12 protein-coding genes are annotated in these 10,987 nt (G+C 69.7%); 4 read left to right on the forward strand and 8 right to left on the reverse strand.

The genetic code is table 11. The features are described from left to right. Positions 1-16: 16 nt before the first annotated feature. The 8 genes from DFJ67_RS21400 to DFJ67_RS21435 form a co-directional block, all read right to left on the reverse strand. Entirely contained in the window at positions 17-421 is a 405-nt protein-coding gene (locus DFJ67_RS21400; RefSeq protein WP_116069609.1) for a Zn-ribbon domain-containing OB-fold protein, read from the reverse strand. Beyond that, the gene (locus DFJ67_RS21405) at positions 418-1,554 is read right to left on the reverse strand and encodes a thiolase C-terminal domain-containing protein (RefSeq protein ID WP_116069610.1); all 1,137 of its coding nucleotides are present in this window, start codon (positions 1,552-1,554) and stop codon (positions 418-420) included. Before DFJ67_RS21405 ends, DFJ67_RS21400 begins: the two co-directional genes overlap by 4 nt. Next, the gene (locus tag DFJ67_RS21410; RefSeq protein WP_116069611.1) at positions 1,551-2,261 is read right to left on the reverse strand and encodes an ABC transporter ATP-binding protein; all 711 of its coding nucleotides are present in this window, start codon (positions 2,259-2,261) and stop codon (positions 1,551-1,553) included. The genes DFJ67_RS21405 and DFJ67_RS21410 overlap by 4 nt, the downstream gene beginning before the upstream one ends. Then, a complete protein-coding gene (locus DFJ67_RS21415) occupies positions 2,254-2,997 on the reverse strand; it encodes an ABC transporter ATP-binding protein (RefSeq protein ID WP_116069612.1) in 744 nt (247 codons plus the stop codon). Before DFJ67_RS21415 ends, DFJ67_RS21410 begins: the two co-directional genes overlap by 8 nt. Further along, positions 2,994-4,034, reverse strand: coding sequence for a branched-chain amino acid ABC transporter permease (locus DFJ67_RS21420; protein WP_147315561.1), 1,041 nt, complete (start codon positions 4,032-4,034; stop codon positions 2,994-2,996). The genes DFJ67_RS21415 and DFJ67_RS21420 overlap by 4 nt, the downstream gene beginning before the upstream one ends. Further along, positions 4,027-4,902 carry a branched-chain amino acid ABC transporter permease gene (locus DFJ67_RS21425; protein WP_170215925.1) on the reverse strand — a complete coding sequence of 292 codons (876 nt, stop codon included), beginning with the start codon at positions 4,900-4,902 and terminating at the stop codon, positions 4,027-4,029. The genes DFJ67_RS21420 and DFJ67_RS21425 overlap by 8 nt, the downstream gene beginning before the upstream one ends. Before the next feature lie 77 nt (positions 4,903-4,979). Next, entirely contained in the window at positions 4,980-6,164 is a 1,185-nt protein-coding gene (locus tag DFJ67_RS21430; RefSeq protein WP_116069615.1) for an ABC transporter substrate-binding protein, read from the reverse strand. Positions 6,165-6,181: 17 nt separating this feature from the next. Next, positions 6,182-6,985, reverse strand: coding sequence for an amidohydrolase family protein (locus DFJ67_RS21435; protein WP_116069616.1), 804 nt, complete (start codon positions 6,983-6,985; stop codon positions 6,182-6,184). A gap of 164 nt (positions 6,986-7,149) precedes the next feature. On the opposite strand from DFJ67_RS21435, the gene DFJ67_RS21440 reads away from it, so the two are divergent. From DFJ67_RS21440 to DFJ67_RS21455, 4 genes are read left to right on the forward strand one after another with little or no spacing between them, the layout of a single operon-like run. Then, the gene (locus tag DFJ67_RS21440) at positions 7,150-8,073 is read left to right on the forward strand and encodes a PDR/VanB family oxidoreductase (RefSeq protein ID WP_116069617.1); all 924 of its coding nucleotides are present in this window, start codon (positions 7,150-7,152) and stop codon (positions 8,071-8,073) included. 12 nt (positions 8,074-8,085) lie between these two features. Further along, positions 8,086-9,303 (forward strand): alpha-hydroxy acid oxidase, encoded by a 1,218-nt coding sequence (locus DFJ67_RS21445; protein WP_116069618.1) that lies wholly within the window; start codon positions 8,086-8,088, stop codon positions 9,301-9,303. A 31-nt stretch (positions 9,304-9,334) separates the two neighbouring features. Continuing rightward, the gene (locus DFJ67_RS21450) at positions 9,335-10,450 is read left to right on the forward strand and encodes an amidohydrolase family protein (RefSeq protein ID WP_116069619.1); all 1,116 of its coding nucleotides are present in this window, start codon (positions 9,335-9,337) and stop codon (positions 10,448-10,450) included. A 35-nt stretch (positions 10,451-10,485) separates the two neighbouring features. Further along, positions 10,486-10,986, forward strand: coding sequence for a Rieske (2Fe-2S) protein (locus tag DFJ67_RS21455; protein WP_275407687.1), 501 nt, complete (start codon positions 10,486-10,488; stop codon positions 10,984-10,986). The last annotated feature ends 1 nt before the right edge of the window (position 10,987 follow it).

A 10,987-nucleotide genomic window follows, 5' to 3' on the forward strand; every position in this document is an offset into this window, starting at 1 on the left:
GCGCTCTCCTGTCGAGCTAGGGGGTGGTGAAGCTCAGCACCGTGCCCCAGCCCGGCCGGTCGGTGAAGCAGGCCGCCACCGGGAGGCCGATGCGGAGCCGGTCGGCCGGGATGCCGACGAAGTCGGCGAAGACCCGCAGCCCGGGCTGCTCGTCGAGGAGCACCCAGCCCACGGCGTACGGCGCGTGGTCGGCGAAGCCGGGCACGAAGACGCGGTGCACGACGGTGAACGTGTCGACGGTCCCGTTGCCACCCGCCTCCTCGAACGCGAGGTCGTCTGAGCCGCAGCGGGGACACAGGAAGTCGGGGAAGTGGATCCAATGCCGGCAGTGGCGGCACCGCTGCAACTCCAGCCGGCCCTCCCGGGCGGCCTCCCAGTAGGGCGCGCTCAGCGCCGTCGGCTCGGGCACCGGGCGCGTCACGCGTCGGCCCTCGCCAGGACGGCGGCGCTGCCGAAGCTGCCGCTGAAACCGGTGACGAGCGCCGTCGCCGCGTCGGGCACCTGCCGGTCGCCGGCCTCGTGCCGGAGCTGGCGGACCGCCTCCACGACGTTGTTGAAGCCGTGCACGTAGCCCTCGGAGAGCAGTCCGCCGTTGGTGTTGACCGGGACCCCGTCGCCGCCGCGGATCAGGTCGCCGCTGCCGCCGTGCCCGGCGAAGCCGAAGTCTTCGAGCTGCCCGAGCACCACCCAGGTGTAGGCGTCGTAGAGCTGGGCGAGGTCGATGTCGCGATGGGTCATCCCGGCGGATTTCCACAGCCGGTCGGCGATGTAGCGGGAGAACAGCGCCGAGACGTCGGTCGCTCTGTCCTGTATGGACGACCCTGGACCGCCGCCGCGGACCACCGCGCGGATGGTGACCGGCGGGTGGGCACCCGACCGGGCCCGCTCGGCGCTGGTCACCACGATCGCGCAGGCGCCGTCGGTCTCCTGGCAGCAGTCCAGCCGGCGCAGCGGCTCGGCGACCCAGGGGCTGGCGTCGTAGGCGGCCCGGTCGAGCGGCTCACGCATCAGCGCACCGGGATTGGCGAGGGCGTGCGTGCGCATCCGGATGGCGACCGCGGCGAGGTCGTCGGCACCCATCCCGCGGTCGTGCAGGAAGCGCTGCGCCGACAGGGCGAAGAGCTGCGGCGGGCCGGCGAGGCCGTACTGGGCGTAGAAGTGCGCCTCGTCGGACAGGCCGACGGTGGTCTGGCCCATCCGCTTTCCGGTGCGGCCGTTGAGCGCGCGATAGACCACGACCACCTCGGCGGCGCCGGAGTCGACCAGCATCGCGGCCCGGCCGAGGATCGAGGCCGTGTGCTGGCCGCCGCCCCAGACGTCTTCCACCCAGCCGAACTCGTCGATGCCGAGCAGCCGGGCGAGCGCGACGGCCGAGATCGAGTCGCCGACCTGGTAGTCGATGATGGCGTCGACGTCGGCGACGGTCATCCCGGCGTCGGCGATGGCGGCCCGCACCGCGCGGGCAGCCAGCACGTCGACGGCCACCCCGGAGTTGCGGGTGATCTCCGTGCTGCCCACTCCCACAACGGCGGCCGTACGCGGAAATCCGCTCACGAGGCCGCCACCCGCTGCCCGAGGTAGGCGTCCAGCAGCCCGGAGCGGTCCTCGATCTCCTGGCTGGTGCCCTGCATCCGGACCCGCCCCTCGGCCATCACGTAGAGCCGGTCGGCCACCTCCAGCGCGACCCGGGTGTTCTGCTCGACGAGCAGCACCGAGGTGGTGGTCTTGATCCGGGTCAGCGCCTCGGCCACCACGCCGACGTTGCGCGGTGACAGGCCCAGGCTCGGCTCGTCGAGCATGAGCAGCCGCGGCGCCGCCACCAGGGCCCGCCCGATGGCGACCATCTGCTGCTCGCCGCCGGAGAGCGACCAGCAACGGGTGCCGCGCAGCGCTTGCAGCTGGGGGAAGAGCTGGTAGATGTCGTCGACGGAGTAGGTCGGGGTGCGCTTGCCGCGCGCGGTGCAGCCCACCTGGAGGTTCTCGTGCACGGTGAGCTCGGCGAACAGCCGTCGGCCCTCGGGCACGTGCACCAGGCCGGTCCGGGCGAGCCGGTCGGCGGCCGTCCGCCCGACCGGCGTGCCGGCGAACTCGACGGTGCCGTCGTGCGCGACCAGGTTGGAGATGGCCTTGAGCGTGGAGGTCTTGCCGGCGCCGTTGGGGCCCAGCAACGCCACGCATTCGCCGTCGCCGACCGTCAGCGAGAGGTCGACCACCGCGGTGATCGCGTCGTAGTTCACGGAGAGGTTCTTGACGTCAAGCATGGTGCGGGACCCCAAGGTAGGCATCGATCACGTCGGGACGGGACAGGACCTCGGCCGGCGGGCCGTCGGCGACGAGCTTGCCGGCGGCGAGCACGGCCACCCGGGGGCAGAGCGCCGAGACGAAGTCCATCTTGTGTTCGACCAGCAGGATCGAGACGCCGGCGTCGTTGACCGTCTGCAAGGTATGGCTGAGCGCCTCGGTCTCGGCGCTGTTGAGGCCGGCGGCGGGCTCGTCGAGCAGGAGCACCTTCGGCCCGGTGGCGAGGGCGCGGGCCAGCGCGAGCGCCTGCTGCTGGCCGTAGGTGAGGATCGCGGCCGACTCCTCGGCCAGGTCGGCCAGGCCGACCGTGGTGAGAAACTCGAGCGCCGCGACCGTCCGCCGGTATTCGCCCCGCTGGAACCAGGTCGCCGGCCCGCGGGTCTCGGCGGCCCGCACGGCCAGCATCACGTTCTCGATCACCGAGAGCTTCGTGAACGTCTGCGGTGTCTGGTAGGTGCGGCTGATGCCGCGCCAGGCCGCTCCCTGCGGTGACCCGCTGCGCAGCCGTTGCCCGTCGATGACGATCGACCCGGTGGCCCGGACGATGCCGCTGATCGCGTTGATCAGCGTGCTCTTGCCCGAGCCGTTGGGCCCGATGATGCCCATCCGCGAGCCGCTGGCGAGCGTCAGGCTGACGCCCGCCACGGCACGGACATTGCCGAACGACACGTGTACGTCGGTGAGCTCGAGCGTCACGATCCAACCTCCTTGCGGGAGCGCGCCTGTCCCAGTCGTTTTGTCAGCGGCCGCGCGAGGCCCATCAGGCCCTCGGGCAGCAGCACGATGGTGATGACGAGCACGGCGGCCAGGATGAGCTGCCGGTGGTCGGCCGCCGGCCGGATCAACTCGGGGAGCACGACCACGAACGCGGCGCCCAGCAGCGAGCCCCACATCGAGTGCATGCCGCCGACGATCACGACGACGAACAGGTTGATGCCGAGGTTGAGGTCGAAGCTCGGCGAGGAGATGAAGCCCTGGCTCTGCGCGTAGAGCGCGCCGGCGACGGCCGCGTAGCACGAGCCGATGACGAAGATGACCAGTTGGTTGCGGGTGTTGCGGATGCCGAGGCCGGCCGCGGTCAGCGGCTTGTCGCGGACGGCGATCGCCTCGCGGTACGTGGCCGAGGTGCGCAGCCGGTAGACGATCAGCATGGCCACCACGAAGAACACGACGAACAGCCAGTAGTAGCCGGCCGGCGTGGTGACCTGGTGCCCGAAGATGGTCGGCGCGGTCAGCATCGAGGTGTTGCTCGCCGGGCCGGTGAACCATTCCCAGGCGCGGAACACGATGATGGTGACCGACGCCAGGCCCAGCGTGGCGATGCCGAAGTAGAAGTCCGACGCGCGCCAGAGCAACAGCTTGAAGACCGTCGCGAGGATGGCGCAGACGACGAGGGCGAACAGCACGCTGAGCCAGAAACCGTGGGTGCGGGCGGCATACGCGGCGCTGTAGGCACCGATGCCCATCGTCGCCGCGTGCGAGAACGCGAACTGCCCGGACAGGCCGAGGATCAGGTAGAAGCCGACGCCCGCGATCGCGTAGATCAGCATCAGCCCGAGCACCGTGTATTGGTAGTCGTCGGCCGCGAACAACGGCAGGGCGCAGAGGATGGCGGTGACCACGGCGATCTGCACCAGCCGGAGATGGTCGCCGGTCCGGCGCCGGCGCCAGACCTGGTCGACGGACGGGGCCGAGCGGTCCGGGGGTGCGGCCGTCGCTTCTTTCTCAGACACGGACACGGGACTGGCTCCCTAGGACTCCGCGCGGCGCGATCGCCACGATGAGGATCATGAGGGCGAACGGGTACACCGCCTTGAACTGGTAGGCGACGTACTGCGTGCCGAGCTGTTCGACCAGCCCCAGCACGAGGGCGCCGACGATGACACCCGCGAACCGGCCGAAGCCGCCGATGACGGCCGCCGCGAACGCCGCGATCATCGCGGTGAAGCCGAAGTTGGTCTCCAGCGAGGCCCGCGGTGCCAGCATCAGCCCGGCGACCGCGGCGAGCGCGCCACCGAGGCCGAAGGCGAACATGCCGAACGCCTTGACCGGGATGCCTTGCAGCTGCGCGACTTCCGGGTCCAACGAGGCGGCCCGGAACTGCCGGCCGAGCTGGGTGCGATTGAACATCAGCGCCAGCAGCGTCACGCCGACGGCGGTCACCCCGATGATCACGAGGTCGTACGCCGCGATGTTGGCGCCGGCGATGTCGACCACCTTGCCCGGCAGCAGTGCCGGCAGCGTGCGGGTCTCGGTGCCGTAGAACTCCAGCAGGACGGCCGAGATGACCAGCCCGACGCCGAGGGTCGCGATGACCACCACGAGTTCGGGGCGGCTGCGCAGCGGCGCGTGCACGATGCGCTCGACGGCCACCCCGACGAAGAACATCAGCACCACCACGACGGGGTACGCGACCCACCAGTCCAGGCCGAACTGCACGGCGGTCAGGTAGCCGAGGTAGCCGCCGAGCGTGACGAGACCGCCCTGCGCGAAGTTGATGATGCCGGTCGCCTTGTAGGTGACGATGAAGCCCAGCGCGACCAGCGCCGAGATGGAACCCAGCGCCAGCCCGGAAACGAAGACGGTCACGAATGTGGCCAACTCAAGCCCTCCTTGACTTGCAGACCGGTGCCGGGACCGCGGGGGTCGCCCGCGATCCCGGCCGGTCGATCCGACTTCTACTTCTGGTTCTGGAAGTCGAAGGTCTGGACGGTCTTGGGCGTGCCGCTCTCGAAGCTGATGATCACTTCGGTGCCCGACATGAAGTGCTGCGCGTCGGTCTTGTAGGGGACGCAGATGCCGTCCTTGTAGTCGATCGACTCGAGCGCCTTGAGGCGGTCGTCGGGGCTGCTCGACGCCGCGTTCTCGTAGGCGGTCTTCAGCAGGTAGAAGCCGTCGTACACGGTGGCGGCGTTCGGGTCCGGCATGAAGTTGTACTTCGCCTGGAAGTCGGTCACCCACTTGGCCACCCGGTCGTTGGCCGGGTCGGCCATGTTGCACGGGGCGGCGCTGTACATCGTCTTGATCAGGTCGGGCGCGAGCTTCTGGAGGTAGACCTGCATGCCGGTCTGGCCGACGATGGTGGGGATCTTCAGGTTCTGCTGCTGGATCGCCTTGAGCACGGCGACGATGCCGGGCTGGTATTCGGTGGTGACGACGGCGTTCGCGTCCTTCATCGCCAGGATCTGGGTGGTGACGTCGGTCGAGTTCAGCGGGTTGGTGCGGGAGGCGATGATCTCGCCGCCGGCGGCGGTCGCGCCGTCCTTGGCCGCCTGCTCGTTGGTGCCCTTGGCGGCGTCGTCGCGCAGCACAGCGCCGAGCTTCTTGGCACCGAGCGTCTTGACGGCATACTGGACGCCGGCGTTCACGGTCAGCTCACTGGGCGGTCCGACCCGGAACGACCAGACGCTCGCGCCCTTCGTCGAATTCGGGTCGTAGGCGGCCGCGTAGCCACCGCCGGTGAACAGCAGTGGGATCTTGGCCCGGTCGAGCAGCGGGCGCACGGCGAGCACCTGGTCCGGCACCGGCAGGCCGATGATCCCTTCCACCTTGTCGGCGATCGCCTTCTGGGTGGCCGTGATCGCGCCCTGGGTGGTGAAGTCGGAGTCGTACTGCTTCAGAACGATCTGGCGGCCGCCGATGCCGCCGGCCGCGTTGATCTCGCCGACGGCCATCTCGGCCGGGTTGACGAAGAGCTTCGGGTCCGACAGCGCGTTGGAGATCGCGACCATCAGGCCGATCGTGATCGGCTTCGAGCTGTCGCCGGTCCCGGCCGCGGCTTTGTCGCCGGAGTTGGAACCGCAGGCGGCGAGCGTCAGGGCGAGCCCCGCCGCGACGGCGCCACGAGCCCAGGTGAGCTTCATATTGGAATTCCTTCGGTTTAGAGGACGGCTGGTGCGAAGTTCCAAACCCGGGCCGCGGTCTCGCCGAAGACCTGATCGCGCTCGGGTGCGCCGAGGCGAAGGGCCTCGTCGATGGTGTTGATGGCGTAGGCGTAGGGGACGCCGGTTTCGAGCATGTTGGGCCAATCCGACCCGTAGATGACGCGGTCCGGCCCGTACGCGTCGACGACCGACCGGATGATCGGGTGGATGTCGCGGTGCGGGAACTCCTCGGCCGAGGCGTGCATCAGGGCCGACACCTTGCAGACCACGTTGGGCAGCTCGGCGCAGGCCAGCAGCAACGCCAGCCGGTCGGGCGGATCCGCGCTGGTGATCAGGGCCATGTGGTCGATGACCACCGTGACGTCCGGCGACCGCAGCGCGCGTTCGCGGACCTGTTCGAGTTGATGCGGCAGCAGGATGACGTCGACCGGCACGCCGAGCCGGGCGGCCTCCTGCCACAACGGGTCGCCGCTCGCGCCGGCGAGCCACGGGGTGTCCTGCTCGGAGAAGGGCAGGACGCGTACGCCCTTGAAGCCCTGCCCGACAAGTTCCCGCAGCCGTTCCGGCCCGTCGGCGCTGACCGGGTCCACGACGCACACCCCGACCAGCCGGTCCGGATGCTCGGCGATGGCCCGGGCGGTGGCGGTGTGGTCGTAGCCGGAGTCCCGGCGGGAGTGGACGCAGACCGCTCCGAAGACACCGGCGCTGTCGAGCGTGGTCAACAGCTGCTCGGCGCTGCGCCCGGGAGACGTCGCATTGGCGTCCCAGACGTGGATCGCACCGTCGATGACGCGTCCCATCGTCCCTCCCTGTCTTCGAGGTTTTAGCTCTATCTTTATGAAGATTTGCCTGCACGCTAGGTTGTGACTGCGAGCACAGTCAAGGTCGGCGTGGCCGTTGACACAAAGATGCTTAACATATATATGAAAGGCTGGTCCAGCCTCGTCTGCACGAAGGAGCCCGCATGGCGGCACGGGAGATGGTCGTGACGTCGAAGGTCGGTGCGGCCGACGGCGTGGTCGTGCTCGACCTCGCGGCCGCGGACGGGGGAGCGCTCCCGCGATGGGAACCCGGTGCCCACATCGACCTGATCCTCGGGCCCGGTCTCGAGCGGCAGTTCTCGCTCTGTGGCCAACCTGGCGCCCGGTTCTGGCGGATCGCGGTGCTGCGCGAGGAACCCGGGCGGGGTGGGTCGGCGTTCGTCCACGACCGGCTGGCCGTCGGTGACCGCGTGTCGGTGGGTGGGCCCCGGAACCACTTCCCGCTCGAGCCGGCCGACGACTATCTGTTCATCGCCGGCGGCATCGGGATCACCCCGCTGCTGCCCATGATCCGTGAGGTGGCCCGGGCCGGCAGCCCGTGGCGGCTGGTCTACGGCGGGCGGCGCAGCGCGGCGATGGCCTTCCTCGACGAGTTGCCGGCCGGGCGGGTCGACCTGTGGCCGCAGGACGAGCGCGGCCTGATCGATCTTGACGGGCTGCTCGGTTCGCCGCGGGCCGGCTGCCGGGTCTACTGCTGCGGGCCGGAGTCGCTGATCGCGGCGGTCGAGGAGCGCAGCGCCGGGTGGTCGCTGCACACCGAACGGTTCCATCCCAAGGCGCACGTGCTCGACGGACCGAACACCAGCTTCGTGGTGCGGCTCGACTACAGCGAACTCGACGTGACCGTCGCGGCCGACCAAACGATCCTCCAGGCGGTCGAGGCAGCCGGTGTCCCGGTGGAGACCTCGTGCCGCGAGGGCACCTGCGGCACCTGCGAGACGACCGTGCTGGAAGGCATCCCGGACCACCGCGACTCGGTGCTCAGCGCCGAGGACCACGCGTCCAACGAAACGATGATGATCTGCTGCTCGCGCGCGCTGTCGCCGCGACTCGTGCTCGATCTGTGAAGAAGGAGCGGCATGCCAGCGTTCAAGTTCCAGGTGTCCAACCGGCTCGGCCCCTTCACGGTCGAGGACTACCGGCGGCTCGCCCGGCGGCGGATACCGGACATGGTCTGGGCCTACGTCGACTACGGCGCCGAGGACCTGGCGACGCTGGACGCCAACCGGTCGGCGTTCGCGCGGTATGCCTTCCGGCGCCGGGTGCTGACCGGGAAGGAGGCGACGGACCTGTCCACCCGGGTGGCGGATACGGACCTGTCGTTGCCGTTGCTGCTCTCGCCGCTCGGCTCGGTCGGCCTGTCCCACTGGACCGGTGAGCGGGGCGTCGCACAGGCCGCTGAGCGCGCTGGCACGGTCTCGGTCGTCAGCACCGCGTCCACTTACTCGTTCGAGGAGGTCGCCGCGGGGACCGAGCGTGACCACTTCTTCCAGCTCTACCCGTGGGCCGACCTTCAGACGGGCCGGCACGACCTGACCCTGTCGCTGATGGAACGGGCCGCTCGTGCGGGCTATCGGGCCATGTTCGTGACCGTCGACGTGGCGATGCCGGGCAACCGGGAGGCCGAGCGGCGGCTGGGCATGGGTCATCCGCCGGTGCTGACGCCCGGTCGCGTGTTCGACGCGGCGTTGAAACCGCGGTGGTGGGCCGCCTTCCTGCGGCACCGCCGGATGTCGCTGCGCAACCTGATCGAGGAGAGTGGCGCGCGGGCCGCGGTGGCCTCGGTCGAGACCCAATACCGGATGATGCGCGCGGAGCTCAACTGGGACGACTTCGCCTGGCTGCGCGAGCACTGGAAGGGCCCGCTGTTCATCAAGGGCGTCGTCGATGCCCGCGACGCCGAGCGGGCGGTCGACCTCGGTGCCGACGGCGTCGTGGTGTCCAACCACGGTGGCCGGCAACTCGACGGCGACGTCGCCGCGCTGGACGCGCTGCCGGCGATCGCGGCCCGGGTCGGTCAGCGCGCGGAGGTGCTGCTGGAGGGCGGCGTGCGGCGGGGCAGCGACGTGGTCAAGGCGCTCTGCCTGGGTGCCACGGCGGTCTGCGTCGGGCGGCCTTATGTCTATGGGCTCGGTGCGGCGGGACCGGCCGGCGCCGAGCACGTCGTGCGGATCTTCCGCGAGGAGATCGCGCGGGTGATGACGCTGATGGGCGTCGACCGCCTGGCCGACCTGGACCCGTCCTGGCTCGTACCCGCGAACACGCCCGTTGCCTCTGAAAGTGAATCGTTGTTATGATTGGAGTCTTACACTCGATGAGGAGGGCGCGATGACGGAGCCGTTCCCGGTGATCGATACCGACGTCCACCCGCGCACCTTCGCCGCCGACCCGCGGATCGTGGCCCACCTTCCCGAGCGCTGGCAGCGCTACGTGGCCGAATACGGCCCGCTGCACCGGCCGCGCTCGGAACGGCCGCGGCACCGGGAGTTCGCCAGCCGCTGGGACGCCACGACGCCGGACGGCCAGCCGCCGGGCAGCGACCCTGAGTTCGCCGCCACGCAACTGCTGGATCGCTACGACATCAGCGGGGCGCTGGTCAACGACATCGCCGGGTTCGTGATGGCCGGCGCCGGCGGCCAGCCGGTCGAGTTGGCGTCGGCCTACTGCCGGGCGATGAACCTGCACCGGCGCGACCTCTGGCTGGCCAGTGACCCCCGGTGGTATGGGTCGATCACGATCCCCTACGAGCTGCCCGAGGCGGCGGTCGAGGAGATCCGGTTCTGCAAAGAGGAGATGGGCGACTACAACAGTCGCTGGAAGCAGGTCTTCCTCGCGCCCGACAACCTGCGCCCGGCCGGCCACCCGAGCTACTGGCCGATCTACGAGGCCTGCGAGCACTACGGGCTGCCGGTGGCCTTCCACGTGCTGGCCGGGCACCGGATCACGCCGTCCGGGTCGCCCAACTTCTACTTCGAAGAGCACTGCGACTTCGCGCTGTTCAACTTCCCGCTGATCGCGAGCCTGATCTTCGAAGGCGTCTTCGAACGCTTCCCGCGGCTCAAGATCGTGCTGGTGGAGCTGGCCTGGTCGTGGGCGGTTCCGTTCGCCTGGCGGCTCGACCACGCCTACCGGATGAACCGGCGGGAGTTGTCGCTGCCCCGGCTGCCGTCGGAATACCTCGCCGACCACGTCTACTACACGACGCAGCCGATGGAGGAGCCGGAGAACGACGCCTGGTTCGACGACATCCTGGCCCAGTTCGAAGACTCGGGGATGAGCCGCAACCTGATGTATTCGTCGGACTATCCGCACTGGGACTTCGACGAGCCGGGTGCGCTGCCCAAGACCCTCACCGACGAGCAGCACCGGCGGATCCTCGGCCAGAACGCCAGCGACCTCTACGGGATCGACCTGCGGCCCGGCACGGGCTACACGCGGATGTGAAAGGGCGCACGTCGTTGGCGAGTCGCAAGTTTGTGGTGGGCCGTGCCTCGGAACTGGCCGAGGGCGAGCGCATGATCGTAAACATCAACGGCCGGTCGATCGGCGTGTTCAACGTCGGCGGCACGTTCTACGGGCTGCCCAACCGGTGCCCACACAAGGGTGCCGAGCTGTGCCGCGGCGTGCTGGTCGGTGAGCTGTCCTCGCCGTCGCCCGGTGAGTTCGTCTACGACGCCGATCGCAAGTTCCTCACCTGCCCCTGGCACGGTTGGGAGTTCGACGTCGAGACCGGTCAGTCCTATTTCGACCCGGCGAACACCCGGGTGCGCACCTATCCGGTCGCGGTGCAGGATGCTCCCGCCGACCCCAACGAGCCCGGCGAGTACGTCCGCCTGGTCCAGGTCGGCTTCGAGTTGCGGGGCGACCAGGGCCGGGTGCCCGGCCCCTACGAGGTGGAGACGTTCGACGTCTCCGTCGAAGACGGGTATCTCATCGTCGATCTCGCGCCGGTCCGGCGTCGACGCGAAGGAGAGCAGTAGC

Origin of the sequence: Asanoa ferruginea (assembly GCF_003387075.1) — a bacterium.
Taxonomy (GTDB): domain Bacteria; phylum Actinomycetota; class Actinomycetes; order Mycobacteriales; family Micromonosporaceae; genus Asanoa; species Asanoa ferruginea.

Excerpts from the sequence above, each read along its gene's own strand:
- DFJ67_RS21410 (WP_116069611.1), bottom strand. The coding sequence starts at position 2,261 with ATGCTTGACGTCAAGAACCTCTCCGTGAACTACGACGCGATCACCGCG.
- DFJ67_RS21430 (WP_116069615.1), bottom strand. The coding sequence starts at position 6,164 with ATGAAGCTCACCTGGGCTCGTGGCGCCGTCGCGGCGGGGCTCGCCCTG.
- DFJ67_RS21435 (WP_116069616.1), bottom strand. The coding sequence starts at position 6,985 with ATGGGACGCGTCATCGACGGTGCGATCCACGTCTGGGACGCCAATGCG.
- DFJ67_RS21440 (WP_116069617.1), top strand. The coding sequence starts at position 7,150 with ATGGCGGCACGGGAGATGGTCGTGACGTCGAAGGTCGGTGCGGCCGAC.
- DFJ67_RS21445 (WP_116069618.1), top strand. The coding sequence starts at position 8,086 with ATGCCAGCGTTCAAGTTCCAGGTGTCCAACCGGCTCGGCCCCTTCACG.
- DFJ67_RS21450 (WP_116069619.1), top strand. The coding sequence starts at position 9,335 with ATGACGGAGCCGTTCCCGGTGATCGATACCGACGTCCACCCGCGCACC.